Here is a 25,246-nt window from a genome sequence, read left to right as displayed (position 1 = left end):
AGACCGGGCGTCCGGGCTTCCGGGCCGGTCGTCGAGCGAGCGAGGGACGAGCGAGACGAAACGGCGGAAGCCCCCCGCGCTACTTCAGCAGCCGCGACAGGCGCCGATCCGCGAGGATCTTGCCGCCCGTCTGGCAGGTCGGGCAGTACTCGAGCGAGTTGTCGGCGAAGAAAACGCTGCGCACCTCGTCGCCGCATACCGGGCACTTCTCGCCGCGGCGACCGTGGACCTGCATGCCACGCCGTTTGGCGTCTTTCAGTTCGGCGGGGGGCTTGCCGGATGCCGCGGCCACGGCATCCGTCAGCGTCTCGGTCATGGCGTCGTACAGGCGGCTGACATCGGCGGGCGAGAGCGACGACGCGAGCGCGTACGGCGACATCTTCGCCGCGTGGAGGATCTCGTCGGAGTACGCGTTGCCGACGCCGGCGATGATCATCTGATCACGCAGCACGCCCTTGATCTGGGTGCGGCGTCCCTCGAGGAGCGCCGCGAAGGTCTCGAGCGAGAACGCGGCATCGAGGGGGTCAGGGCCGAGCCGTGCGACACCCGGGACGTCCGCGGGATCGCGCACGACGTACACCGCGAGCGACTTCTTCGTGCCCGCCTCGGTGAGGTCGAACCCCGATCCGTCGCTCAGGGCTACGCGCAGCGCGATCGGCGTCTTGCCGGGGCGGATGACGGTCTGTGGCAGCGCGTCGTACCAGCGCAGCCATCCGGCCTTCGCGAGGTGGAACACGAGGTGAGGGCCGGTCGTCGTGAGATCGATGAACTTGCCGTGCCGGGCGGCACCCGTGATCTCGGCCCCGTTCAGCGCATCGATCGGCGGGTCGTAGGTCTTCAGCGCCGCGATGTTCGCGACCGTCGCGCGCACGACGCTCAGGCCGGTGATGCGGCCGCCGAGGAAGTCGACGAGCCCCTGCACCTCGGGCATCTCTGGCATGCGCTCATCCTGCCACGCGCCGCCGACGCCCGCGGGATCTGTGTGAGGGGGGCGTGCCCCAACTCCGCCTGGCTTTGCGAGAGGCACGCGGTGAGCCGCGAAGATCCGCGAACTGCCCGCGTCCGCACTTCAGTCCAGGCGGAGCTGGCGCACACGAGGGCGCGAACGGCTCCTCCACAGCCGCGCTGCGGCGGCCGCTCTCCACGGATCCGCGTCTGTCCGCCCTCGCCCGGCCGCGCCGAATCCACCATGGGGCGGTGCTCCACGAACACCAGGCGGTGACCCGCGCTCACCTCATCGCAACCGGGATGAGTCGGCGCGGCATCCGTCACGCGCTCGCGATGGGCAGGCTCGTGCGGGTCCGTCGCGACCGCTACATGTCGGGTCAGGCGACGGATGACGTGCGCCAGGCGGTTCGCGTCGGCGGCCGGCTGACCTGCCTGTCTTTGCTGCAGCTGCTCGGGGTGTTCGTGTTCGAGAACACCCGGCTGCACGTGCACGTCGTGCGCGGAGCGAGCAGGCTGCGCTCTGCCGAGGCCGAGGGCGGTCCACTCCAGCCGATTGGCACGCGCAGGGAAGTGCTGCACTGGATGCCGCTGCTCGGCGACGTCGAGATGGCGGCGGCGGTCGTCCCCATAGTGGACGCGCTCGCGCACGCCGTGCTCTGCCAGCCACCACGGTTCGCGGTGGCGACGATCGACAGCGCGCTCAACAAGAACCTGATCCGCGCGCAGGACCTCCGTCGGCTGTTCGAGGCGCTGCCGCGCCGTTTCGCCGTCCTCGAGCGGCTCGTGGACAGGCGCGCACAGTCCGGACCCGAGACCATCGTCCGACTCTGGGTACGTGCGCTCGGTTGTCGGGTCGTTCCGCAGGTGCGGTTCGCCGGGATCGGGCGCGTCGACCTCGTCGTGGACGGGTGGCTCGTGATCGAGTGCGACAGCAAGGAGTTCCACGCGAGCTGGGGCCAGCAGCTCAAGGACTACCGACGCGACCTCGCGCTGGCGCAGCGTGGGTACGTCGTGCTCCGACTCACCGCCGAGGACATCCTCTATCGGCCTGAGCAGGTGCAGGCGGCTCTCCGCGGCGTCATCGAGACGCGCACGCGCTGAACCGCTCAGCGGTCGCCATGCGGAAGCGTGTCGCCCCCGAACACCAACTCCACCTGAATCGGGGAACAGGTCGGCGGGCGGGCGGTGGTTCCGGGCAGTCGCGGGTGCGCGGTGGAGCCCAGGCGGAGTTGTGGCCCGGTTCAGGGTGGGACGGGCGGGCCGAGGGCTGCCCGGCCGCGGCGGGTGCGGCATCCGTCGCCGTCATCTGAGCCGCAGACGCCGCGTGCGACCCGTGTCGCAACTCCGCCTGAACCCGATGTCAGGTCATCGTGCCCGGTTGCCTTTCGGTGGTCGACCCCGGGCACCTTCCTCTCGAGGCGGAGTTGTGGCACACGACGGGTGGTACCGCACGGCTCCGGAGGCGCCGCGCCGCGGGGGTCAGTCGAGGATGGGCCAGGGCTGCGGGGACCGATCGTCGGTGGCTAGCAGACCGGCGATCCAGCCGTCGTCGCGGCCCTGCGAGCCGACGAGCGCCTGGCGCATCGTGCCTTCGTAGCGGAACCCGAGCGTGCGCGCGGCGCGCGCCGACCCGATGTTGCCGACAACCGCGCGCCAGCTGATCCGGGTGAGTCCGAGCCCCTCGGCCGAGAAGCCCCAGTCGATCACGGCGCGCGCCGCCTCGGTGAGCAGCCCGCGGCGCCGCGACCACGGCGAGACCCAGTACCCGAGCTCGCCCGCGCCGCGGCCGTCGAGACGGTACAGCCCGATCATGCCGGCGAGCACGGATCCCTCGCGCATCGCCCACGTCAGATGCGCGCCGCTCTCCCAATCGGCGGCGACCTTCGGTACGAACTCTTCGGCGTGCGTGCGTTCGTACGGCGATGGAACCGTCGTGTAGCGCTGGGTCTCGGCATCCTGGCACGCGTCGTAGATCGCGTCGACGTCGGCCTCCACCGGCAGCGAGAGTTCGAGCCGCGCGGTGCGCAGAACCATGGGTTCCATCCGTCCACGCTAGCGGCTCGGCGCGCCCGCCCTGCGTGGAACGTCAGACGCGGCGGAGCAGGCCGACCTTGTCGTAGACGTCGGCCAGAGTGCGGTTCGCGACCGCCTCGGCGCGCGTGGCGTTGGCCGCGAGCACCCGGTCCAGCTCGGCCGGGTCGGCGAGCAGCTCGAGCGCGCGTTCGCGCACCGGGCCGAACTCGTTCACCACGACCTCGGCGAGCCCCTTCTTGAAGTCGCCGTACCCGCGGCCGGCGTACTCGTCCTCGATCGCCGGGATCTGCCGGCCGGTCAGCGCGGCGTAGATCACCAGCAGGTTCGAGACGCCGGGCTTGGCCTCGCGGTCGTAGCGCACCGAGCCCTCGGAGTCGGTCACCGCGCGCATGATCTTCTTCGCCGACACCGCGGGGTCGTCGAGCAGCCACAGTACGCCGGCGTCGGACTCCGCCGACTTCGACATCTTGGCGGTCGGGTTCTGCAGGTCGTAGATGCGCGCGGTCTCCTGCTGGATGACCGGCATCGGCACCTGGAACGCCTTGCCGTAGCGGCTGTTGAAGCGCTCGGCGAGGTCGCGCGTGAGCTCGACGTGCTGCTTCTGGTCGTCGCCGACCGGCACGATGTCGGTCTGGTACAGCAGGATGTCGGCGGCCATGAGCACCGGGTAGGTGAACAAGCCCACCGAGGTGGAGTCGGCGCCGTAGCGCTGCGACTTGTCTTTGAACTGCGTCATGCGCCCGGCCTCGCCGAAGCCGGTGACCGTCGAAAGGATCCAGGCGAGCTCGGCGTGCGCGGGCACGTGGGACTGCACGTACAGCGTCGACTTCGCCGGCTCGATGCCTGCCGCGATGTACTGCGCCGCGGTGCGCCGCGTCTTCTCCCGCAGCTCGGCAGGGTCGTTCGGCTGCGTCAGGGCGTGGAGGTCGACGACCGAGAAGTACGCGTCGAAGGACTCCTGCAGATCGCGCCACTGCATCAGTGCCCCGATGTAGTTGCCGATCTGGAGGGAGTCGGCGGAGGGCTGCATGCCGGAGTACAAGCGCGATTTGCTCACCCGACGATCCTATTCGCGAACGACGGATGCCTCGGCCCGGCGACGACGGCGAGCCCGACGCGATCAGTCCGGCGCGGACCCCGCGCTCAGCGGCCGATCGTGTAGTCCGCGACGACGGGGGAGTGGTCGCTCCACCGCGTGTCCCAGGACGGCGCCCGGACGACGCGGTAGTCGGCGACGCGCTCACCCAGGGCCGGCGTGGCCAGATGGTAGTCGATCCGCCAGCCGGTGTCGTTGTCGAAGGCGCGTCCGCGCATCGACCACCACGTGTAGGGGCCGTCGATGTCCCCGTGGAAGCGGCGTCCCACGTCGACCCACCCGAGTCCTGTGCCCACGGAGCCGTCCACCGCCGTCACGGGAGCGCCCGCCTCGCCGAAGAACCGGTCGAAGTACGCCCGCTCGCGGGGGAGGAACCCGGCCTTCTTGACGTTGCCCTTCCAGTTGCGGATGTCGAGCTCGCGGTGGCCGACATTGAGGTCGCCCATCACGAGCGCGAGCGGCGATGCGGCCGCGAGCTGCGGCATCCGCTTCTCCATCGCGTCGAGGAACGCCCACTTCGCGTCCTGCTTCGGCGTGTCGGCCTCGCCGGTGTGCACGTAGGCGCTCACCACGATCAGCCGCTCGCCGTCGATGTCGAAGTCGGCCTCGATCCATCGGCCCGCCGAGTCCAGCGGCTCGGGCCCGAGTACACGCCGCACGTCGACGAACGGCAGGCGGCTGGCCACGGCCACGCCGGCCCGCCCCTTCGAGAGCGCCTCGTCGTTGACGACGTCCCAGCCCGGGAGCGCCGTACGCAGCTCTTCTTCGGTGGCGCGGACCTCCTGCAGGGCCATCACGTCGATGTCGGCGGCGTCGAGCCACTCGAGCATGCCCTTGCGCGTGGCCGCGCGGATTCCGTTGACGTTGACAGAGGCGATGCGAACACGACGAGACACGCCCGCCAGACTATCCGCCGCCGCCGACACTCAGCGGTTCCGGGCTCCGTTCGACCTGACCTTCGCCTTCGTCACGGCGGGCTTCGCCGGGGCGACCGGCGGCGGGGCGGATGCCTGGACCTGCGCGAGCTCCTGACGCGCGGCGCTCACAGCCCGGTCTGCGCTCCAGGTGCGATACCAGGGCGCTTCGGCGCGGGCCCGCTGTGCTGTGCGCAGCCGCACCTGGGCGGCGATCAGGAGCGCCTCGTGCTCCTTCGCGAGACGCTCGGCCTCGGTCTGCGGGAGAAGAGGCACGTCGTCGTCGTTGGCGGCGACGGCGATCCAGGCAGCGGCCACCAGCATGATGATGCCGATGATGCGGAACCACAGCAGCAGCCCGACGAAGATCGCGAACGTCGCGAGCAGGACATTGGACGGCGTGTAGACGAAGAGCCAGCCCGTGAACAGCTGCAGCACGGTGATCGCGCCGCCGCCGAGGAGGGCGCCGGGCCAGATGCGCCGCCACGGCAGCCTCGTGCCGGTGAGGAAGCGGATGAGGGCCCCGAGCGCGCCGGAGAAGATGACGAACGAGATGACGATGGTGCCGATGCGCGTCGCGATCGCGTACACGCCGGAGGTGTCGGTCCATCCGAACCACGAGAAGACCAGCGTGAGCGCCCACGTGCCGATCGAGGTCGCGACGAAGCCGAGGAGCAGCCCGGCGGCGAAGAGCACGGCGCCGACGAAGTCGCGGGCCTTCAGGTAGAAGTAACTGCGCAGATCGGGCGGCAGCCCGAAGATGTCGCGCACGGCGCGGCGCGTGTAGGTGACGAAGCCGATCGCCGTCCAGATGAGGGTTCCGAGGGCCACGACGCCCGTGATGCCGAGGACGCCGGCGTTGCTGGTGGCGATCTCCGTCACCTGCGCCGGCGTGAACAGGCCACCCTGGTCGCTGATGAGGCCGGGGATGTACGTGTTGATGAGGTCGATCAGGCCGTTGATCGCCTGCGGGCTGCCGCCGAGCCACAGCCCCGCGATCGCGAAGGCGACGTAGATGCCGGCGAAGGTGGCGAACAGCGCCTGATAGCTCACACCGGCGGCGAGGAGGAACCCGTTGTGCCGGAGGAAGTGGCGCCACACCCGGATCGGGAACCAGGCGAGCGTGAGCCGCGTGAGGGCCGAAGCCTTGCTCAGCGGCGCCTCGAAACGATCGTGGAGGTGCTCCTCCTCCAGCTCCCAGCGCGCGCGGAGCTTCTGCTCCTCGCGCTCGGCCGCCTGCGCGACATCGCGAGAGTGCGGGCGGCGGGCGTCGGTCACGGGAGAAAGACTAGCGACCTTCGGTCACCGACTCGCGCGCCGGCGCGGCATCCGGGCGAGTGCGGAAGCGAGGCACCGCGAAAAGGACCGCCGCCAGCGCCACCGCGGGGAGCAGGAACGCGATGCCGAGCCCGGGGCCGTCGGCGAGCAGTCCGATGACGACCGCGCCGATGATCGCGCCGGCGTAGTTGAACAGATTGACGCGCGCGATCACCTGATCGCTGTGCATTCGGTCGAGCTCGCCCGCGGCCCCGAAGGTCACCGGGATCAGCGCTCCCGCCGACACGCCCGCGAGGGCGAAGCCGGCGATCGCGGCCCCCGGCACGGGCACGAGCGCGACGACGGCGCACCCGATGGCCGACGCGACGGCGGCGATCGCGACGAGCCGGCGCCGGCCGATGGCCGGGATCAGGCGGTCCGTCACCAGGCGCGTCACGAGCACGACGGCCTGATAGACCGCGTAGCCGAGCGGGGCCACCCACGTCAGCGCGTGGAGGTCGTCCTGCAGGTAGACGGTGCTCCACGTGCTCACCGCCGAGTCGGCGACGAAGACCGCCAGGATCACCAGCCCGAACACCCAGATTCCGGCGCGGGGGAGCCTCGTTCGCTCGGCGGGCGGCAGCGCCTCGTCGACGGGCACCTCGCGCGCTCCGAGCCGGGCGACGACGAGTCCGGCCACCAGCGCGACCGCGGCGGCGCAGACGAGCGCGATGCCGGCGGCGAGGGCGGATGCCGCGACCGCCGACACCAGCAGCGCACCGGCGATCGCGGCCGCCGTCGCGGCGGCGAACAGGCCGCCGAGGAGGTGCCGGCCGTACGCGCGCTGGACGGCGACTCCCTGCATCGCCGCCGACGCGTCGACGCAGCCGAGGCCGACGCCGAACAGCCCGAACGCCGCGGCGAACAGAGGGAACGGCGTCGGGACGGCGATCAGCGGGAGCGCCGCCGCCTGGACGAGGAGTCCGAGCGTCAGCGCTGCGCGGCTGCCGAATCGGACCGCGACGGCGTTGGCCACCACGGAACCGGCCGCCGCCATGAGCGCGACGCCGAGCACCAGGAGCGACACCACGGTGTCATCGACGCCCTGGCGGGCCTTGAGCGCGGGGAGCGAGGTGACGATGACGGCGTAGCCGAGTCCCTGCGCGACGTACGCACCGGTGACGGCGAGGCGCGCGGCGCGCGCGCCGTCGAGGACCGCGGGCTGCGGCATCCGCTCATCGCCTCGTTGCGACTCGCCCACGCACGGTGCCCTACGGGCGTCCGCGCAAGACGGCTTGCTTGACCTCGGCGATGGCCTTCGTCACCTCGATGCCGCGGGGGCACGCCTCGGTGCAGTTGAAGGTCGTGCGGCAGCGCCACACGCCCTCCTTGTCGTTGAGGATGTCGAGACGCACGTCGCCGGCGTCGTCGCGCGAGTCGAAGATGAATCGGTGGGCGTTGACGATCGCGGCGGGGCCGAAGTACTGCCCGTCGGTCCAGAACACCGGGCACGACGAGGTGCAGGCGGCGCACAGGATGCACTTGGTGGTGTCGTCGAACACCTCGCGGTCGACGATCGACTGGATGCGCTCCTTGCCGGGCTCGGGCTTCGAGCCGGCGATCAGGAACGGCTGGACCTCGCGGTACGACGCGAAGAACGGCTCCATGTCGACGACGAGGTCCTTCTCGAGGGGCAGGCCCTTGATCGCCTCGACGTAGATCGGCTGCGAGATGTCGAGGTCTTTGATGAGCGTCTTGCACGCGAGCCGGTTGCGGCCGTTGATGCGCATCGCGTCCGAGCCGCAGATGCCGTGGGCGCACGAGCGGCGGAAGGTCAGCGAGCCGTCGACCTCCCACTTGATCTTGTGCAGCGCGTCGAGCACGCGGTCAGTCGAGTACAGCTCGACGTCGTAGTCGACCCAGCGCGGCTCCTCGTCGACCTCGGGGTCGAAGCGGCGGATGATGAAGGTGACCAGGAACGACTGGATGCCGGTGTCGTTCGCGGCCTCGCTGGCACGCGCGGGAGCGTCGGCGTCGGTGCGCTCGATGACGTCGGTGACCGAGGTCGCCATCAGTACTTCCTCTCCATCGGCTGGTAGCGGGTGATGACGACCGGTTTCCAGTCGAGGCGGATGTGGTCGTCGGCCTTCGACGAGCCGGCGTCGCCCGAGAGGTACGCCATCGTGTGCTGCATGTAGTTCTCGTCGTCGCGCTTGGGGAAGTCGTCGCGCATGTGCCCGCCGCGGCTCTCCTTGCGGTTGCGCGCGGTCACCACGACGACCTCCGCGATGTCAAGGAGGAACCCGAGCTCGACCGCTTCGAGCAGGTCGGTGTTGAACCGCTTGCCCTTGTCGTCGACGTGGATGTTCTTGAACCGCTCGCGCAGCTCGGAGATCACCTCGAGCACCTCGCCGAGCGACTCCTCGGTGCGGAACACCTGGGCCTTGCGGTCCATCTCGTCCTGGAGCGTCTTGCGCAGCACGGCGATGCGCTCGGTGCCCTGGTTGTTGCGCAGGCCCTCGATCAGGTTCCGGACCTCGGCGGCGGGGTCCTCGGGCAGCGGCACGAACTCGGCGGTCTTGACGTACTCGACCGCGTTGCGGCCGGCGCGCTTGCCGAAGACGTTGATGTCGAGCAGCGAGTTGGTGCCGAGACGGTTCGAGCCGTGCACCGACACGCACGCGCACTCGCCCGCCGCGTACAGGCCCGGCACGACGGTGGTGTTGTCGCTGAGCACCTGCGCGTCGTTGTTGGTGGGGATGCCGCCCATCGCGTAGTGAGCGGTGGGCATGACCGGCACCGGCTCGACCACCGGATCGACGCCGAGGTACGTGCGCGCGAACTCGGTGATGTCGGGGAGCTTCGTCTCGAGCACCTCGGCGCCCAGGTGGGTGCAGTCCAGCAGCACGTAGTCGCGGTGCGGTCCGGCGCCGCGGCCTTCGGCGACCTCCTGCACCATGCAGCGGCTGACGATGTCGCGCGGCGCCAGGTCTTTGATGGTCGGCGCGTAGCGCTCCATGAACCGCTCGCCCGACGCGTTGCGCAGGATCGCGCCTTCGCCGCGGGCGCCTTCGGTGAGCAGGATGCCGAGCCCGGCGAGGCCGGTCGGGTGGAACTGGAAGAACTCCATGTCTTCCAGCGGCAGGCCCTTGCGCCAGATGATGCCGACGCCGTCGCCGGTGAGGGTGTGCGCGTTCGAGGTCGTCTTGAAGATCTTGCCGAAGCCGCCGGTGGCGAAGATGACGGCCTTCGACTGGAAGACGTGCAGGTCACCGGTCGCCAGCTCGTACGCCACGACGCCGGCGATCTGCTTGTCCGTGCCCTCGCCGACCGTGATCAGGTCGAGCACGTAGAACTCGTTGAAGAAGTTGATGCCGAGCTTCACGCAGTTCTGGAACAGCGTCTGCAGGATCATGTGGCCGGTACGGTCCGCGGCGTAGCACGCGCGGCGCACGGGGGTCTTGCCGTGGTCGGCGGTGTGACCGCCGAAGCGACGCTGGTCGATCTTGCCCTCGGGCGTGCGGTTGAACGGCAGGCCCATGTTCTCGAGGTCGATGACGGCGTCGATCGCCTCTCTGGCGAGGATCTCGGCCGCGTCCTGGTCGACGAGGTAGTCGCCGCCCTTGACGGTGTCGAAGGTATGCCACTCCCACGAGTCCTCTTCGACGTTGGCGAGTGCCGCCGCCATGCCTCCCTGCGCCGCACCGGTGTGCGAGCGGGTCGGGTAGAGCTTCGTGATGACGGCCGTGCGGGCACCCGGCCCGGCTTCGATGGCCGCTCGCATCCCGGCGCCGCCGGCGCCCACGATGACGATGTCGAACTGGTGGTAGTGGACGCCGTCCTTGACGTAGGAGTCCGCGGTCTGAGTTGTCACGTGTGGATTGCCTCGGTTGTCTCTTGCCTCGTGGGTGCGCTCAGCCCTGCGCGCTGCAGAACTCGGCGAGCACGCTGCCGTCGCTCAGGTTGGGGATGCACGGGTCGAACGTGAAGACCACCAGCGTGCCGAGCAGGATCAGGAACCCGGCGGCGAGCCAGAGTGCCCACACCAGCACGCGGCGGGTGCCCTCATGGGTCACGTAGTCGTTGACGATCGTGCGCATGCCGTTGGCGCCGTGGATCAGCGCCAGCCACAGCATCAGCACGTCCCACCACTGCCAGAACGGTGTCGCGAACTTGCCGGCGACGAATGCGAAGTCCAGCGCGTGGATGCCCTCGCCGAGCATGAGGTTGACGAACAGGTGGCCGAAGATGAGCACGACCAGCGCCACGCCCGAGATGCGCATGTAGATCCAGCCCCACTTCTCGAGGTTGGGTCCCTTGCGGCGGACGGCGGTGCGGGGAGCGCGGGGGTCGGCGATGGTCATCAGTGCTCTCCTCCCCAGCCGTACGCGAACACGTTCGAGAGGTGGCGCACGGTGAAGGGGATCATCGTGACGAGGAACAGGCCGATGACGCCCCACCACAGCTGACGCTGGTGACGAGTCGCCCACGGCCAGAAGTCGACCAGGATGATGCGCAGGCCGTTGTAGGCGTGGTACGCGATGGCGCCCACGAGCACGACCTCGCCGAGACCCATGATCGGGTTCTTGTACGTGCTCATGACCGCGTCGTAGGCCTCGGGGGCCACGCGGATCAGCGCGGTGTCGAGCACGTGGACCAGCAGGAAGAAGAAGATCGCGATGCCGGTGATGCGGTGCAGCACCCACGACCACATGCCCTCGTTCCCGCGGTACAGGGTGCCGCGGGGGACTCGGGAAGTGGTCTCGGATACCGACGGTGTGACGCGTGCTGGTGCAGACACGGCCGTCCTCCCTGATTGAAGCCTGTGCCGTTCATCCTATTCCTGCATTTCGTGCGCGGCGACGAAGGGCGGCCTCACTCGGCAGGATCCTGGGGGCCGGGATAGCCTGAGTGGCATGTCAGGACCCATCGAGGACTTCTACGCCGTCATCCCCGCCGGGGGGATCGGCAGCCGGCTGTGGCCGCTGTCTCGCGCCGATGCCCCCAAGTTCCTGCACGACCTCACCGGCTCCGGTCAGACGCTGCTGCGCGACACGTGGGACCGCCTCGAACCGCTGGCGGGGGCCGACCGCATCTCGGTCGTCACGGGGCGCGCGCACCGCGCCGCCGTGGAGAAGGAGCTTCCCGGCATCGCCGACAAGAACGTCTTCCTCGAGTCCGAGCCCCGCGACTCGACCGCCGCCATCGGCCTCGCCGCCGCTGTCCTGGTCCGCCGAGAGCCCGATGTCATCATCGGCTCGTTCGCGGCCGATCACGTCATCCGCGTGCCCCAGCTGTTCGACTGGGCGGTGCGGCAGGCGGTCGCGACCGCGCGCGACGGCTACATCTGCACGATCGGCATCCAGCCCTCGGAGCCCTCGGTCGGGTTCGGCTACATCCGCAAGGGCGACGCCCTCTCCGTGGACGGGGCGCCGGAGGCGGCGCTGGTGAAGAGCTTCGTCGAGAAGCCCGATCTCGACACCGCGAAGGAGTACTTCGCCGACCGCAACTATCTGTGGAACGCCGGCATGTTCATCTCGCGGGCGGACGTCCTCCTGGGCGAGATCGCGCAGAACGAGCCGCAGCTCCACGCGGGTCTCATGGACCTCGCCGAGGCGTGGGACGACCGCGATGCGCGCGGCCCGGTCGTCGACCGGGTGTGGCCGACGCTGACGAAGATCGCCATCGACTACGCGGTGGCCGAGCCCGCAGCCGCCAAGGGCCGTCTGGCCGTCATCCCGGGGCACTTCGACTGGGACGACGTGGGTGACTTCGCGAGCCTGGCCAAACTCAACTCCGGCGGACGCAAGAACGACCTGGCGATCCTCGGTGAGAACGCCCGCATCCTCTCGGACGCCGCGAGCGGCATCGTCGTCAGCCAGACGGGCCGCGTGATCAGCCTCATCGGCGTGCGCGACATCGTCGTGGTCGACACCGAGGACGCGCTGCTGGTGACGACCAGCGAGCATGCCCAGCGGGTCAAGGGCGTCGTCGACGCGCTCAAGCTCAGCGGGCGCGGCGAAGTGCTCTGACACGGGATGCCGCGAGCCGCGGCATCCGATCTCCCGATGACGGCTGTATTGCGTCTTTGTAACCTTTCGGCCCTGCGGGTTCCGCAAGTATGCAACTGCTTCGTCACAGTGGGTAACTTTGTGCAGTCCCCGTGAAGGACGCGGGGCGATCTAGTGGAGGCTGAGTTGACCATCTCACGCACCAAGAAGCTCGCCGGCGTCGCCGCCGCGGCGAGCATCGCTCTGGCCCTCGCGGGCTGCGGCTCCGCCCCGGAGGAGACCGACCCGACCGGCGACGCCGGGGACGTCGTCGAAGGCTTCACGCCCTGCCTCGTCTCGGACGACGGCGGCTTCAACGACAAGTCGTTCAACCAGTCGGCCCTCGAGGGCATGGAGCGCGCCGCCGACGAGCTCGGCGTCACGCCGATCGAGGTCGAGTCCGCGTCCGCCAACGACTACGGCCCCAACCTCGAGAACCTCATCGCCGAGGGCTGCACCTTCATCGTGTCGGTGGGCTTCAAGCTCTCGGCCGACACGATCGCGTCGGCCACCGCGAACCCCGAGGTGAGCTACGCGATCATCGATGACTGGGCAGACGCCGACTTCGACGGCGAGTCCGACGCGCCCAACATCAAGCCCCTCATGTTCGACACCGTGCAGGCCGCGTACCTCGGCGGCTACGCCGCTGCCGCGTGGTCGGCGAACGCCGGCGTCAACAAGGTCGGCACGTTCGGCGGCATCCCGATCCCGCCGGTGACGATCTTCATGGACGGCTTCGTCGACGGCGTCGAGAAGTACAACGAAGACAAGGGCGCCGCGGTCGAGACGTTCGGCTGGGACGTCGCCGAGCAGGACGGATCGTTCACGGGCGGATTCGACGCGAACGACACCGCCAAGCAGACCGCCCAGGGCATCCTCGACCAGGGCGTCGACGTCATCCTGCCGGTCGGCGGCCCGATCTACCAGAGTGCGCGCGACGCCATCACCGACGGCGGCTCGAGCACGGTCATGCTGGGTGTCGACTCCGACCTCGCCGTCGCCGACCCGTCGGTGGCCGACCTGGTGCTGGTGTCGATCATGAAGCGCATCGACGAGGCCGTCTACCAGGCCACCCTGGAGGCGTCGACGGGTGACTTCGATGTCACGCCGTACGTCGGCACGCTCGAGAACGAGGGCGTCGGCCTGTCGAGCTTCGGCGCGTTCGAGTCGCAGCTGCCCGAGGGTCTGCTCGACGAGCTCGCAGCGCTGCAGGAGCAGATCATCTCGGGTGAGCTCGAGGTGACCTCGCCCAGCTCGCCGTAAGGCGCGCGCAACATCACGCGACGCGGCCGGGTGGATCTCCACCCGGCCGCGTTCTTCCGGCCCGCACCGCCCCGCGCCCCCGCGCGGGGATGGAGCGACCCGCGGCCGGAGGGATATGGTGCCGCGGCCGCAGGGACATGTGGTGCCGCGGCCAGAGAGATATATAAGGTGCAGATATGAAGCTCGAGCTCCGTGGGATCACGAAGCGGTTCGGGTCTCTCGTTGCGAACGACCACATCGATCTCGTGGTCCAGCCGGGTGAGATCCATGCTCTCCTGGGGGAGAACGGGGCCGGAAAGTCCACCCTGATGAACGTGCTCTACGGCCTGTATCAGGCCGAAGAGGGCGAGATCCTGCTGGACGACGTCGTCCAGCACTTCCGGGGTCCGGGCGACGCCATGGCCGCGGGCATCGGCATGGTGCACCAGCACTTCATGCTCATCCCCGTCTTCACCGTCGCCGAGAACGTCATGCTCGGCCACGAAGACACCAAGGCGCTCGGCGCCCTCGATCTCGCGAAGGCCCGCCAGCACGTGCGCGATGTGGCGCAGCGCTTCGGCTTCGAGGTGGACCCCGACGCGGTCGTCGGAGACCTCCCCGTGGGTGTCCAGCAGCGCGTCGAGATCATCAAGGCGCTCTCACGAGATGCCCGTGTGCTCGTCTTCGACGAGCCGACCGCCGTGCTCACGCCGCAGGAGACCGACGAGCTCATGGCGATCATGCGCCAGCTGCGCGATGAGGGCACCTCGATCGTGTTCATCACGCACAAGCTGCGTGAGGTGCGCGAGGTCGCCGACCGCATCACCGTCATCCGCCTGGGCAAGGTCGTCGGTGAGGCATCCCCGACCGCCTCCAACGCCGAGCTGGCATCGCTCATGGTGGGCCGCGCCGTCGAGCTGACGGTCCACAAGGATCCGCCGAACGTCGGCGAGGGCGGCCTCGAGGTGCGCAACGTGAGCGTGATCGCCTCCGACGGCACCGTCGTCGTGGACGACGTGAGCTTCGACGTGCGTCCGGGCGAGGTGCTCGCCGTCGCCGGAGTGCAGGGCAACGGCCAGACCGAGCTCATCGAGGCGATGGTCGGACTCGCCGAGCGCGTCAAGGGCTCGATCACACTGGACGGCGTCGAGCTCGTCGGGCGCAGCGTGCGCGGCATCCTCGATCACGGCGTCGGGTTCGTACCCGAGGACCGCACCGAGGACGGCCTCGTCGGCGGCTTCTCGGTCGCCGAGAACCTCATCCTGGACCGCTCCGGCGACAAGGCCTTCGTCGTGGCCGGCACGATCCGTCGCGGCGTGCTCGAGGGGTTCGCGGAGGACCGCATCGCCGAGTACGACATCCGCACGCAGGGCCCCGGTGTCCCGGCCGGCACGCTCTCGGGCGGCAACCAGCAGAAGGTCGTCATCGCGCGCGAGATGAGCCGAGAGCTCAAACTCCTCGTGGCGGCGCAGCCGACGCGCGGCGTGGACGTGGGCTCGATCGAGTTCATCCACACGCGCATCGTCGAGACCCGGGATGCCGGCATCCCTGTCGTCGTCGTCTCGACCGAGCTCGACGAGGTGGCGGCCCTCGCCGACCGGATCGCCGTGATGTACCGCGGCGCGATCGTCGGGATCGTGCCCGGTGACACTCCCCGTGACGTGCTCGGCCTGATGATGGCCGGCGAGAAGCCAGAGGAGGCCGTCGCGTGAGCGGTCAGACGCCAGGTGCCCCCATCGAGCCGCTGAAGGGCCTGCCGCCCGAGCAGCTGCCGCCCGTGTCGGGCCCGCTCACCGGGTCCCCGGGGATCGCGCCGCCGCCGCGCCAGAACGTCTTCGTCAAGGAGCTACTGCGCAGCAACTGGGTGACGACGGTCCTCGCCATCGTGGTCGCCATGATCGTCGGCGGCATCCTGATGGCGATCACCGACGAAGACGTGCAGGAGTCGGCGGGGTACTTCTTCGCCCGGCCCGGCGACACGCTCGCGGCGGTCTGGAGCGCCGTGTACGGCGGGTACGAGGCGATGTTCCGCGGCGCGATCTTCAACGCGCGCGCCAGCGACTTCGCGACGCAGATCCGTCCGCTGACGAACACGCTCGGCTTCGCGGCCCCGCTGATCGCGGCGGGTCTCGGCGTCGGGCTGGCGTTCCGGGTGGGCCTGTTCAACATCGGCGGACGCGGTCAGATGCTCATCGCGTGCGCGACGGCGGCGCTGCTGACGTTCAACCTGGATCTGCCGATGTTCCTCCAGCTTCCGCTCACGCTCGCCGCCGGCATCGCGGGCGGGGCGATCTGGGGCGGCATCGTGGGTGTTCTGAAGGCACGCACCGGTGCGCACGAGGTGATCCTCACGATCATGCTCAACTACGTCGCGCTTTACCTCGTGGCGTGGATGGTGCGCACGCCCGGCATCCTGCAGCGCCCCTCCGGCGACCAGCCGATCTCGGCGGCGACGCCTGCCGGCGCGCAGTTCCCCGAGCTGCTCGGACCACGATTCCCGCTCCTGGACTGGGGATTCGTCATCGTGATCGGGGCGACGGTCTTCGTGTGGTGGCTGGTCGAGCGCTCGAGCCTGGGCTTCCGGCTGCGCGCGGTCGGCGAGAACCCGCACGCCGCCCGCGCCGCGGGCATCTCGGTGCAGCGCATGTACATCTACGCGATGCTGTTCGCCGGCGGCCTGGCGGGCCTGGCCGGCATGAACCAGATCCAGGGCTCGGTGACCACCGGGTTCGACGGACTGATCGACGCCGGCATCGGCTTCACGGCGATCACCGTCGCCCTGCTCGGTCGCAGCCGCGCGTGGGGCGTGTTCGCCGCCGGCCTCCTGTTCGGCGCCCTCAAGGCGGGCTCGTTCACGATGCAGGCCTCGCAGGGCATCCCGGTCGACATCGTGCTCGTCGTGCAGTCGCTCATCGTGCTGTTCATCGCGGCACCGCCGCTGATCCGCACCATCTTCTTCCTGCCCAAGACGGATGCCGAGAAGGCCGCCCGAGCGAGAGCCAAGGCCGCGAAGCGCAAACCCGAGCCCGTCGAAGACAAGGCGGTGTCCGCATGACCGCGCTCGCGCCCATGCCCTCCGACGTGGCGCACCTGTCCACGGTGAAGGTGCGTCACGTCAAGCAACCGATCACCCTCGCGATCGCGACCGTGCTGCTCGGGCTGCTCTTCCTGCTGGTGCCGCGGGACGGCATCAGCACGTTCCGCCTCGGCGATCCGGCCGCGTCGATCCCGCTGCCGAACCTGATCGTGCCGACCGCGCTCACCTGCTGGATCGTCCTGGCGGCCCTGCTCCTGCTGACGGTGTGGGCGTTCCTGGATGCGTGGGCGTATCGCCGCACCGGCATATGGCTGCCGATCGTCTTCGGCGTGCTCGCCGTCTTCGCCTTCCTGGTGTGGGCCTCCGCGGGTGGCCTGGTGCCGGTGACGGGCCTCCTCTTCGGCGCACTGTCGCTGTCGGTGCCGCTCATCTTCGGTGCGCTGGGCGGTGTGATCGGCGAGCGGGTCGGCGTGGTGAACGTGGCGATCGAGGGGCAGTTCCTCCTCGGCGCCTTCAGCGCCGCGCTCCTGGCGAGCATCACCCACAACCCGTTCGTCGGGCTCGTCGGCGCGATGATGGGCGGCGTGCTGGTGGCGTTCGTGCTGGCCGCGTTCTCGATCAAGTACCTCGTGGACCAGGTCATCGTCGGTGTCGTGCTGAACGTGCTCGTGGCGGGCCTCACCGGGTTCCTGTACGGCGCGCTCCTCGTGCCGAACGAGTCCGAGCTGAATCGCCCGGTCCGCTTCACGCGGTGGGAGATCCCGCTGCTCGGCGACATCCCGATCATCGGCCCGGTGCTGTTCAACCAGACGTTCATCGTGTACCTCATGTACGCCACCGTCGCGATCGTCGCGTGGGGCCTCTACCGCACGCGATGGGGTCTGCGTCTGCGCGCGGTCGGCGAGCACCCGCAGGCCGCCGACACCGTCGGCATCAAGGTCAACACGAGCCGGTTCTGGAACGTGTCGCTCGCCGGCGCGATCGCCGGCATCGGCGGCGCGTACTTCACGCTCGTGTCGGTCGGCCAGTTCACGAAGGAGATGACCGCCGGCCTCGGCTTCATCGCCCTCGCCGCCGTGATCTTCGGCCGCTGGGACCCGCTGCGCGCGACGCTCGCGGCGCTGCTGTTCGGCTTCGCGACCAACCTGCAGAACCTGCTGACGGTGCTGCGCACGCCGATCCCCAGCGAATTCATGCTCATGCTGCCGTACGTCGTGACGATCATCGCGGTGGCCGGCTTCGCCGGGCAGATCCGCGGTCCGGCCGCAGCCGGCAAGCCATACATCAAGGGATGACTGTGACCGATATCGACTGGGATGAGCTGCGGGCAGCCGCGACGGAGGCGATGAAGCGCGCGTACGCGCCGTACTCCCGCTACAAGGTCGGCGCGGCGGCGCTGGTCACGGACGGCCGCATCGTCACGGGCTGCAACGTCGAGAACGCGTCGTACGGCGTGGGCCTGTGCGCGGAGTGCGGGCTCGTCGGCGAGCTGCAGATGAGCGGCGGCGGCGGTCTCGTCGCGTTCGTGTGCGTCAATGGTCACGGCGACACGATCATGCCGTGCGGGCGGTGCCGTCAGCTGCTGTACGAGTTCGCGATCCCCGGCATGCTGCTCGAGACCGTGTCGGGCATCCGCACGATCGACGAGGTCCTGCCCGACGCCTTCGGCCCGCGCGATCTCGAGGAGGCGGCGCGATGACCCTCGGACAGGCTCAGGACGGCGGTGCCGAGCAATCGGTCGAGCCCTTCGACGCCGTCGACGTCATCCGCGCGAAGCGCGACGGGGGAGCAGTCCCCGAGGACGCCCTGCGCTGGATGGTCGACGCCTACACGCGCGGCTACGTCGCCGACTCGCAGATGGCGGCGTTCGCGATGGCGGTGCTGCTGAACGGCATGACGCGTGACGAGATCCGCGTGATGACCGACGCGATGATCCGTTCCGGGGAGCGTATGGGCTTCGCCGGCCTCGGCAAGACCACCGTCGACAAGCACTCGACGGGAGGCGTCGGCGACAAGATCACGCTCCCGCTCGCGCCGCTGGTCGCCGCGTTCGGCGTCGCGGTGCCGCAGCTTTCGGGGCGCGGCCTCGGCCACACCGGCGGCACCCTCGACAAGCTCGAGTCGATTCCCGGATGGCGCGCCGCGCTCTCGAACGACGAGATGTTCGCGCAGCTGCGCGACGTGGGCGCCGTGATCTGCGCGGCCGGATCGGGACTCGCCCCCGCCGACAAGAAGCTCTACGCGCTGCGGGACGTCACCGGCACCGTCGAGGCGATCCCGCTCATCGCGTCGAGCATCATGTCGAAGAAGATCGCCGAGGGCACCGACTCGCTCGTCCTCGACGTCAAGTTCGGGTCGGGGGCGTTCATGCGCGACGTCGACCGCGCACGTGAGCTCGCCCGCACGATGGTCGCCCTCGGCACCGACTCGGGGGTCTCGACGACCGCGCTCCTGACCGACATGAACACGCCGCTGGGCCTGGCGATCGGCAACGCCAACGAGGTGCGCGAGTCCGTCGAGGTGCTCGCCGGCGGCGGCCCGGCCGATGTCGTCGAGCTGACGGTCGCCCTCGCGCGCGAGATGCTCACCCTCGCCGGCCGGCCTGATGCCGACGTCGAGGCCGCTCTCCAGGACGGCCGGGCGATGGACGCGTGGCGCGCGATGATCCGCGCCCAGGACGGGGACCCGGATGCCGCGCTCCCGGCTCCGCGCGAGACCCACACCGTGACGGCGTCCGAGCCCGGCTTCGTGACTCGCATGGAGGCCCTGCCGTTCGGCATCGCCGCATGGCGGCTCGGGGCCGGACGGGCGCGGGCCCAGGACCCGGTGCTGCACGCCGCCGGCATCGACCTGCACGTCAAGCCCGGCGACGTCGTCTCGCCCGGTCAGCCGGTGTTCACTCTGCTCGGCGAGGATGCCTCACGGTTCGATCGCGCCCTCGAGGCGCTCGAGGGCGCGTGGGAGATCGGACCGGAGGCCCCGGCCTCGAGCCCGCTCGTCCTCGAACGCATCACCGCCTAGGCTGAGGCATCCGCCCGCCCCCGTCCTCGGATCCACGACCGCAACGCTCAGGAGAACCCATGCCCATCGACCAGCACGGTGACGCGATCCTCGACGGCGTGTCGATCCGCGGACTCCCGAAGGTGTCGCTGCACGACCACCTCGACGGCGGTGTGCGTCCGGCGACGATCATCGAGCTCGCCGACGCGATCGACCTCGAGGTGCCCGAGACCGACCCCGACGAGCTGTCGGACTGGTTCGCCGAGAAGAGTGACTCGGGGTCGCTGGTCGAGTACCTGAAGACGTTCGATCTGACCACCGCCGTGATGCAGACCCGCGAAGGGCTCACGCGCATCGCGCGCGAGTTCGTCGAGGACCTCGCCGCCGACGGCGTCATCTACGGCGAGGTGCGCTGGGCGCCCGAGCAGCATCTGGCGCACGGTCTGTCGCTCGACGAGGCGGTCGCCGCGGTGCAGGAGGGCATCGAGGAAGGGGAGGACGCCGCCGAGCGCCGGGGCCACGACATCCGCGTCGGCCAGCTCATCACCGCGATGCGGCACACCGACCGGTCGCTCGAGATCGCGAAGCTCGCGGTCGACTGGCGCGGACGCGGCGCCGTCGGCTTCGACATCGCCGGACCCGAGGACGGCTTCCCGCCCTCGAACCACCGTGCTGCGTTCGACTTCCTCGCCTCGGAGTTCTTCCCCGCGACGGTGCATGCCGGCGAGGCGGCCGGGCTCGACTCGATCCGCTCGGCGCTCATCGACGGGCGAGCGCTGCGCCTCGGCCACGGCGTGCGAATCGCCGAGGACCTCGAGGTCGTCTCACGCGCCGGCGAGGAGGTGCTCGTCCAGTTCGGCGACCTCGCCCGCTGGGTGCGCGACCGTGAGATCGCGCTCGAGCTGTCGCCGTCGTCGAACCTGCAGACCGGCGCGATCGAGCGCTGGGGCACGACCCTCGAGGACCACCCCTTCGACCTGCTGTATCAGCTCGGGTTCTCGGTGACCGTGAACGTCGACAACCGCACGATGAGCCGCACGTCGCTCACGCGCGAGCTCGCCCTCCTCGCCGAGACCTTCGACTACGGCCTCGACGACCTCGAGGTGTTCCAGCTCAACGCCGCCGCGGGTGCCTTCCTCGCGGTCGAGGAGCGCGAGGAGCTCATCGAGCTGATCTCCGAGGGCTTCGGCAGCTAGCCCGCCGTCCCGCTTCTCGCTGTACGGCTCGTGCTGTGCGCAACTCCTGAGTATCGCCGCATCACGGTCGTTCTCGTGCCGAATCCCGGCCCAGGGAGCCGCTCCTTCAGGAGTTGCGTACACCGTGGGGCCCGCGCCCGCGGGCGATGACGTCCTTGAGCGCCGAGTGGACGAGTTCGCGGTTCCACATGATGTCCTCGGCGAGGAGCCGTAGGGTGGTGTAGCCGAGGCGGGCGGCCTCGAGATCCCGCCGGCGATCGCGCTTCTGCGCCGTCCAGGACGAGTGGAACTCCTGGCTGTCGCACTCGATGATGAGCCACCCATCCACGAGGAAGTCGACTCGTCCGACTCCCGCGATGGGCCGCTGCACCTCGACGCGGCAGCCCTGTGCGCGCAGCATGAGGCGCACGAGGGTCTCAGGGCCGGACTCGCTTCGCCTGTCGAGAAGTCCGCGCAGCCGCCGATAGCGCCGTGGAAGCCGAGAGAACACCTCGGCGATGTCTTCCTCGCCGACGATGCCGAGATGCCACGCGCTGTCGAGCGTCGCTATCGCGGCGCGTGGCTCCTGACATCTGACGGCCTGCACGAGCGCCTCGACCACGTCGGTCACGAGCGCTTCCCGAGGCACCGACGTCGGTCGCCAATGGCGGACTACGCCATCAGGCCGCCGGGGCACCCGGCTAGCGAGAGGGTCCAGCTGCATGTGGGTGCGCTCCTTCTGCAGCACGAACACTCCGAGATGACGAAGGAGCGAGACGCAGTCCCGCCGGCCGCCGAGGCGTGCCACCGAGACGAGAGTCGGATGGGTTCCCGCCTGCACGTGCCACCCCTTCCGCACGCGGATGAGCCGGCCGGCGGCGACCATGCGCGCGAGCTCCCGCCGGGACATCCCGGCGGCGGCGAGAGCGCTGGTGCTGAGCAGCATCGAGGCGATGCCGTCGCTGACGAGGTCGCGTGGTTCGTTCACGGCTTCGACTCTGCGGAACAAGGCCGCGGCGCTCGCCGACGCCGGGAATGATCTGGGGAGAACTGGCCCGCGAGGCCGCGTGGGGAGGAGCGGCTGCCTGGGCGGCCGGGCCGAACTCCTGAGAAACCTCACTGAACACGCTCCTGCACGCCAGAAAGGTCACCCACGCAACGGCTTCTCAGGAGTAACGCACGGCGGCGTCGACCGCCGGATCGACCCCGTACCGGGGTAGGGGGTGCGAGGTCGGTTCCGGAGGGGGACGCGCGCGACGGACGCCGGTTCGTACGGTGGGGGGACCACCGAAACGAAGGAGCCGCCGTGACGCTTCTGGACCGTCCTCGCACCGACACCGTCGGCTCTGCGGGCGCGCCGCGCGACGCGGCGATGGACCTCGTACGGGCGGCCTGCCTGGTGGTCGTGGTCGCGCTGCACGCGTTCATGGCCGGGATCACGGTCACCGGCGGCGAGATCGGCGTCACGAACGTCGTGATCGGCCAGGACTGGTTCGCGCCCATGTCGTGGATCGTGCAGATGATGCCGCTGTTCTTCCTCGTCGGAGGCTTCGCGGGCGTCACGCAGTGGCGTCGCATGCGCGCGCGGGGGGATTCCGCCGTGACGTTCGTCACCGGGCGGCTGCGGCGCCTCGCCGTGCCGGCGATCGCGGCGTTCGGCGTCATCGGCGCCGGCCTCTCTCTCGCGCTCGCCGCAGGAGTCTCGCCGGAGCTCGTGGGCGAGCTCGGCTTCCGCATGGCGCAGCCGATGTGGTTCCTCGGTGTGTACGTCGGCGCGACGGCGCTCGTGCCGCTGCTGACGTGGGCGCACGAGCGCGCACCGTGGGCGACGCTGGGCGCGATGGTGCTCGGGGTGGTCGCGGTCGATGCACTGCGGCTCGGCACCGGCATCGAAGCGCTCGGCTACCTCAACCTCGCGTTCGTCTGGCTCGCGGTGCAGCAGCTCGGCTTCTGGTGGGCCGACGGCCGTGTCGCCACGCTGCCGCGCGGACGCCTGATCGTCGGGCTCGCGGCGTCGGTCGCGACGCTCGCCGCCCTCTTCGCCTCGGGCGCGTACTCGCCCGACATGTACGTGAACCTCAACCCGCCCACGGTGTGCCTCGTCGTGCTCGGGGCGGCGCAGCTGTTCGCGTTCGCGCTGGCCGCGCCTCGCCTGCGGCGGGTCGCCGCCCGGCCTCGCGTGTCGGCGGCGGTCGACGCGGTGGGCTCGCGCTCGATGACGATCTACCTGTGGCACATGCCCGCACTGGTGCTGTTCGCCGCCGTCCTCGTCGGGGTGGGCGTGCCCTTCGCCGAGCCGCTGAGCCTCGCGTGGTGGCTGACCCGTCCTGCCTGGCTCGTCGGCGTCGGCGTCGCGACGGCGCTCCTGGTGATGCTCACCGACCGCTTCGAACGGCGACGGATGCCGCTGCCCGGCGCGTCGGCCGCGACCACGGCCCGCGCCCCCGCGTCGCGACGACACCGCGGCCCGTGAGCGGCCGCCGCACGGCGCTCGCGGTGGTGCTCGGCATGGCCGGCGTCGTCGCGGTGCTCGTCGGCGGGTTCACGCCGCTCACCGCGGCGATCGCGGTGGCGTGCCTCGTGGTGTCGCTGCGCCTGAGCACGGGGCGCCTCGCGCTGCGCCGCGGCTACCCGGCGCCGGGCGTGACCAGCCCGGCCTCGTAGGCCGCGATCACCAGCTGCGCGCGGTCGCGGGCGCCGAGCTTCGACAGGATCCGAGAGACGTGGGTCTTCACGGTCTGCTCGGCGATGAACAGCCGCGCGGCGATCTCGGTGTTCGACTCTCCCTGGGCGACGCCCACCAGGATCTCGCGCTCCCGCTCGGTCAGCTCGCCCAGCACGACGCGATCGGTGCGCCGGGGTCCGCGCGTCGCCGCGAAGCGCTCGATGAGGGCCCGGGTGGCGCTCGGCGCGAGCAGCGACTCGCCTTCGGCCACGACGCGGACGGCTCGCGCGAGCTCTTCGGGCGACGCGTCCTTCAGGAGGAACCCGGCGGCCCCGGCCGACAGCGCGTCGAACACGTAGTCGTCGACGTCGAAGGTCGTCAGCATGAGGATGCGGGTGGCCGGCGCCGTGGCCGACAGCTCGCGCGTCGCCGAGATGCCGTCGAGCACCGGCATCCGCACGTCCATCAGCACCACGTCGGGCGCGAGCTCGGCCACCACGCGCAGGCACTCCGCGCCGTCGGCGGCGAGCCCGACGACCTCGATGTCGGGCTGGGCGTTCAGCAGCGCCGAGAAGCCGGCACGCACCATCGCCTGGTCGTCGGCGATCACGACGCGGATCATGCGGGGGTCTCCTCTTCGCCGGGGAACTCGAACTCCGCCGCGACCTCGAAGCCGCCGTCGGGGGTGGGGTGCGCGTGCACGACCCCGCCCGCGCTGCGCACGCGCTCGCTCATCGCGACCAGCCCGTGCCCGCCGCCGCCGACCTCGGTCGCGGGGGACGAGCCGGGGGCGTTGCGGACGCGGATGCCGAGCCCGCGTTCGCCGACGTCCACGGTCACCGTGATGGGGGCGCCGGGGGCGTGGCGCAGCGCATTGCTCACGGCCTCCTGCACGACGCGGTACGCGGCGAGGTCGGCCACAGCCGTCAGGCGCGGCGCGCGCGAGCCCCGCCAATCCACGTGCACATCGGCACCGGCCTGAGCGGTCTGACGCACCAGTACCGCGATGTCGGCGATGCCGCGCTGCGGCTCGACCGGTGCTGCCTCGTCGTCGCGCAGCGCGCCCAGCAGCACTCGCATCTCGCGCAGGGCGGTCCGCGCCTGTGCAGCGATGTCGGAGAACTCCTCGGCGGTGCGCTGGTCCACGCCGCCGAGTCGGGCGGGAGCGCTCGCCGCCTGCACGCTGATCACCGACATGCTGTGGGCGATGACGTCGTGCAGGTCGCGCGCGAGGCGCGTGCGCTCCTCCGCCACGACGCGCCGCGAAAGCTCCTCGGCGCTGATCCGCTGCTCGCGCACCAGCTGGATCCGGATGCGGCGCCACTGGCGCACCGTGATGCCGATGCCCAGAACCCCGGCACCGATCGACACGAAGACGATGTTGTCGACGGCCGCGGCATCGGCCAGTCCCGCGCCGTGCGCGAAGGCGACGACGGTCGAGCCGGCGACGGAGGCGAGCAGGGTGGCGGTGGCCACCTGCCACACGGTCCGCAGGGCCAGCAGGAACACCACGAAGAACTGGGTGATCTCGGCGGGCACCGTCCACGGCCAGGGTGCGCTCGGGATCGGCGCGGTCAGCCACTGCAGCGTGAACGCCGCCGCGACCGCGACCGCGGCCGCGGCGACGGGCCAGCGCAGTGCCAGCGGCAGCGCGCCGGCGTGCAGCACCGAGAGCGTGAAGGCCAGCGCGATCGGCACGCCGTACAGGGTCGTCGCGATCGGCGTCTGCACGGCGACCATCGCCACGGCGAGCGCCGACACCACGATCCACAGCCACGTCTCGCCGCGGCCGGTCGTGTCGGAGGGTTGGCTCGTCATCCCGTGTGCC

The 25,246-nt window shown here is 70.4% G+C and carries 24 protein-coding genes; 11 read left to right on the top strand and 13 right to left on the bottom strand.

Features of this window, described 5'->3' with window-relative positions; all coding sequences use genetic code 11:
• Window positions 1–79: 79 nt before the first annotated feature.
• Window positions 80–940: an Fpg/Nei family DNA glycosylase gene (locus tag IM778_RS12395; protein WP_194409178.1), complete on the bottom strand. Its 861-nt coding sequence runs from the start codon at window positions 938–940 to the stop codon at window positions 80–82.
• Between the two features lie 257 nt (window positions 941–1,197).
• On the opposite strand from IM778_RS12395, the gene IM778_RS12390 reads away from it, so the two are divergent.
• Window positions 1,198–2,049 (top strand): endonuclease domain-containing protein, encoded by an 852-nt coding sequence (locus tag IM778_RS12390; protein ID WP_228484530.1) that lies wholly within the window; start codon window positions 1,198–1,200, stop codon window positions 2,047–2,049.
• A 378-nt stretch (window positions 2,050–2,427) separates the two neighbouring features.
• On the opposite strand, the gene IM778_RS12385 is transcribed toward IM778_RS12390, so the two are convergent.
• The 9 genes from IM778_RS12385 to sdhC form a co-directional block, all read right to left on the bottom strand.
• On the bottom strand, window positions 2,428–2,991 hold the full coding sequence (locus IM778_RS12385; RefSeq protein WP_194409177.1) for a GNAT family N-acetyltransferase: 564 nt from the start codon (window positions 2,989–2,991) through the stop codon (window positions 2,428–2,430).
• A gap of 43 nt (window positions 2,992–3,034) precedes the next feature.
• A complete protein-coding gene (gene trpS, locus IM778_RS12380) occupies window positions 3,035–4,039 on the bottom strand; it encodes a tryptophan--tRNA ligase (RefSeq protein WP_194409176.1) in 1,005 nt (334 codons plus the stop codon).
• 86 nt (window positions 4,040–4,125) lie between these two features.
• The gene (locus IM778_RS12375; protein WP_194409175.1) at window positions 4,126–4,974 is read right to left on the bottom strand and encodes an exodeoxyribonuclease III; all 849 of its coding nucleotides are present in this window, start codon (window positions 4,972–4,974) and stop codon (window positions 4,126–4,128) included.
• A gap of 30 nt (window positions 4,975–5,004) precedes the next feature.
• Complete coding sequence (locus IM778_RS12370) at window positions 5,005–6,270, bottom strand: YihY/virulence factor BrkB family protein (protein WP_194409174.1); 1,266 nt, start codon at window positions 6,268–6,270, stop codon at window positions 5,005–5,007.
• A gap of 10 nt (window positions 6,271–6,280) precedes the next feature.
• Window positions 6,281–7,480 (bottom strand): MFS transporter, encoded by a 1,200-nt coding sequence (locus tag IM778_RS12365; RefSeq protein ID WP_194409173.1) that lies wholly within the window; start codon window positions 7,478–7,480, stop codon window positions 6,281–6,283.
• Window positions 7,481–7,520: 40 nt separating this feature from the next.
• Window positions 7,521–8,321 carry a succinate dehydrogenase iron-sulfur subunit gene (locus IM778_RS12360; protein WP_194409172.1) on the bottom strand — a complete coding sequence of 267 codons (801 nt, stop codon included), beginning with the start codon at window positions 8,319–8,321 and terminating at the stop codon, window positions 7,521–7,523.
• On the bottom strand, window positions 8,321–10,123 hold the full coding sequence (gene sdhA, locus IM778_RS12355; protein ID WP_194409171.1) for a succinate dehydrogenase flavoprotein subunit: 1,803 nt from the start codon (window positions 10,121–10,123) through the stop codon (window positions 8,321–8,323). The genes IM778_RS12360 and sdhA overlap by 1 nt, the downstream gene beginning before the upstream one ends.
• Window positions 10,124–10,163: 40 nt before the next feature.
• Window positions 10,164–10,613 carry a succinate dehydrogenase hydrophobic membrane anchor subunit gene (locus IM778_RS12350; RefSeq protein ID WP_194409170.1) on the bottom strand — a complete coding sequence of 150 codons (450 nt, stop codon included), beginning with the start codon at window positions 10,611–10,613 and terminating at the stop codon, window positions 10,164–10,166.
• The gene (gene sdhC / locus IM778_RS12345; RefSeq protein WP_194409169.1) at window positions 10,613–11,050 is read right to left on the bottom strand and encodes a succinate dehydrogenase, cytochrome b556 subunit; all 438 of its coding nucleotides are present in this window, start codon (window positions 11,048–11,050) and stop codon (window positions 10,613–10,615) included. The genes IM778_RS12350 and sdhC overlap by 1 nt, the downstream gene beginning before the upstream one ends.
• Window positions 11,051–11,165: 115 nt before the next feature.
• Between sdhC and IM778_RS12340 the strand changes: the two genes are divergently transcribed.
• The 8 genes from IM778_RS12340 (at window position 11,166) to IM778_RS12305 (ending at window position 20,774) form a co-directional block, all read left to right on the top strand.
• On the top strand, window positions 11,166–12,281 hold the full coding sequence (locus IM778_RS12340; protein WP_194409168.1) for a mannose-1-phosphate guanylyltransferase: 1,116 nt from the start codon (window positions 11,166–11,168) through the stop codon (window positions 12,279–12,281).
• Window positions 12,282–12,446: 165 nt separating this feature from the next.
• Entirely contained in the window at window positions 12,447–13,562 is a 1,116-nt protein-coding gene (locus IM778_RS12335) for a BMP family lipoprotein (protein ID WP_194409167.1), read from the top strand.
• A gap of 176 nt (window positions 13,563–13,738) precedes the next feature.
• Window positions 13,739–15,253 carry an ABC transporter ATP-binding protein gene (locus IM778_RS12330; protein ID WP_194409166.1) on the top strand — a complete coding sequence of 505 codons (1,515 nt, stop codon included), beginning with the start codon at window positions 13,739–13,741 and terminating at the stop codon, window positions 15,251–15,253.
• Window positions 15,250–16,596 (top strand): ABC transporter permease, encoded by a 1,347-nt coding sequence (locus tag IM778_RS12325; RefSeq protein WP_194409165.1) that lies wholly within the window; start codon window positions 15,250–15,252, stop codon window positions 16,594–16,596. Before IM778_RS12330 ends, IM778_RS12325 begins: the two co-directional genes overlap by 4 nt.
• A complete protein-coding gene (locus tag IM778_RS12320) occupies window positions 16,593–17,873 on the top strand; it encodes an ABC transporter permease (RefSeq protein ID WP_194409164.1) in 1,281 nt (426 codons plus the stop codon). Before IM778_RS12325 ends, IM778_RS12320 begins: the two co-directional genes overlap by 4 nt.
• A gap of 2 nt (window positions 17,874–17,875) precedes the next feature.
• Entirely contained in the window at window positions 17,876–18,277 is a 402-nt protein-coding gene (locus tag IM778_RS12315; protein ID WP_194411864.1) for a cytidine deaminase, read from the top strand.
• A complete protein-coding gene (locus IM778_RS12310; protein ID WP_194409163.1) occupies window positions 18,274–19,599 on the top strand; it encodes a thymidine phosphorylase in 1,326 nt (441 codons plus the stop codon). The genes IM778_RS12315 and IM778_RS12310 overlap by 4 nt, the downstream gene beginning before the upstream one ends.
• 59 nt (window positions 19,600–19,658) lie before the next feature.
• On the top strand, window positions 19,659–20,774 hold the full coding sequence (locus IM778_RS12305) for an adenosine deaminase (protein WP_194409162.1): 1,116 nt from the start codon (window positions 19,659–19,661) through the stop codon (window positions 20,772–20,774).
• Between the two features lie 106 nt (window positions 20,775–20,880).
• On the opposite strand, the gene IM778_RS12300 is transcribed toward IM778_RS12305, so the two are convergent.
• Window positions 20,881–21,741: a type IV toxin-antitoxin system AbiEi family antitoxin domain-containing protein gene (locus IM778_RS12300; protein WP_228484529.1), complete on the bottom strand. Its 861-nt coding sequence runs from the start codon at window positions 21,739–21,741 to the stop codon at window positions 20,881–20,883.
• A gap of 318 nt (window positions 21,742–22,059) precedes the next feature.
• On the opposite strand from IM778_RS12300, the gene IM778_RS12295 reads away from it, so the two are divergent.
• Window positions 22,060–23,226, top strand: a complete 1,167-nt coding sequence (locus IM778_RS12295; protein ID WP_194409161.1) for an acyltransferase family protein — start codon at window positions 22,060–22,062, stop codon at window positions 23,224–23,226.
• Window positions 23,223–23,417, top strand: a complete 195-nt coding sequence (locus IM778_RS12290) for a hypothetical protein (RefSeq protein ID WP_194409160.1) — start codon at window positions 23,223–23,225, stop codon at window positions 23,415–23,417. The genes IM778_RS12295 and IM778_RS12290 overlap by 4 nt, the downstream gene beginning before the upstream one ends.
• Here the strand turns inward: IM778_RS12290 and IM778_RS12285 are convergent.
• Both IM778_RS12285 and IM778_RS12280 read right to left on the bottom strand, forming a co-directional pair.
• A complete protein-coding gene (locus IM778_RS12285) occupies window positions 23,381–24,040 on the bottom strand; it encodes a response regulator (protein WP_194409159.1) in 660 nt (219 codons plus the stop codon). The two genes, IM778_RS12290 and IM778_RS12285, sit on opposite strands and share 37 nt — an antisense overlap.
• Window positions 24,037–25,236 carry a sensor histidine kinase gene (locus IM778_RS12280; RefSeq protein ID WP_194409158.1) on the bottom strand — a complete coding sequence of 400 codons (1,200 nt, stop codon included), beginning with the start codon at window positions 25,234–25,236 and terminating at the stop codon, window positions 24,037–24,039. The genes IM778_RS12285 and IM778_RS12280 overlap by 4 nt, the downstream gene beginning before the upstream one ends.
• Window positions 25,237–25,246: the final 10 nt, after the last annotated feature.

Origin of the sequence: Microbacterium cremeum, from assembly GCF_015277855.1 — a bacterium.
GTDB lineage: Bacteria > Actinomycetota > Actinomycetes > Actinomycetales > Microbacteriaceae > Microbacterium > Microbacterium cremeum.
The sequence above is the reverse complement of the archived record's forward strand: the minus strand, read 5'-3'. Positions and strand labels throughout refer to the sequence as shown.

What these genes read in the sequence shown, in the direction of transcription:
- IM778_RS12395 (WP_194409178.1), bottom strand. Translation starts at nt 940, where the DNA reads ATGCCAGAGATGCCCGAGGTGCAGGGGCTCGTCGACTTCCTCGGCGGC.
- IM778_RS12385 (WP_194409177.1), bottom strand. Translation starts at nt 2,991, where the DNA reads ATGGAACCCATGGTTCTGCGCACCGCGCGGCTCGAACTCTCGCTGCCG.
- IM778_RS12365 (WP_194409173.1), bottom strand. Translation starts at nt 7,480, where the DNA reads ATGCCGCAGCCCGCGGTCCTCGACGGCGCGCGCGCCGCGCGCCTCGCC.
- IM778_RS12360 (WP_194409172.1), bottom strand. Translation starts at nt 8,321, where the DNA reads ATGGCGACCTCGGTCACCGACGTCATCGAGCGCACCGACGCCGACGCT.
- IM778_RS12350 (WP_194409170.1), bottom strand. Translation starts at nt 10,613, where the DNA reads ATGACCATCGCCGACCCCCGCGCTCCCCGCACCGCCGTCCGCCGCAAG.
- IM778_RS12340 (WP_194409168.1), top strand. Translation starts at nt 11,166, where the DNA reads ATGTCAGGACCCATCGAGGACTTCTACGCCGTCATCCCCGCCGGGGGG.
- IM778_RS12330 (WP_194409166.1), top strand. Translation starts at nt 13,739, where the DNA reads ATGAAGCTCGAGCTCCGTGGGATCACGAAGCGGTTCGGGTCTCTCGTT.
- IM778_RS12320 (WP_194409164.1), top strand. Translation starts at nt 16,593, where the DNA reads ATGACCGCGCTCGCGCCCATGCCCTCCGACGTGGCGCACCTGTCCACG.
- IM778_RS12310 (WP_194409163.1), top strand. Translation starts at nt 18,274, where the DNA reads ATGACCCTCGGACAGGCTCAGGACGGCGGTGCCGAGCAATCGGTCGAG.
- IM778_RS12305 (WP_194409162.1), top strand. Translation starts at nt 19,659, where the DNA reads ATGCCCATCGACCAGCACGGTGACGCGATCCTCGACGGCGTGTCGATC.
- IM778_RS12285 (WP_194409159.1), bottom strand. Translation starts at nt 24,040, where the DNA reads ATGATCCGCGTCGTGATCGCCGACGACCAGGCGATGGTGCGTGCCGGC.
- IM778_RS12280 (WP_194409158.1), bottom strand. Translation starts at nt 25,236, where the DNA reads ATGACGAGCCAACCCTCCGACACGACCGGCCGCGGCGAGACGTGGCTG.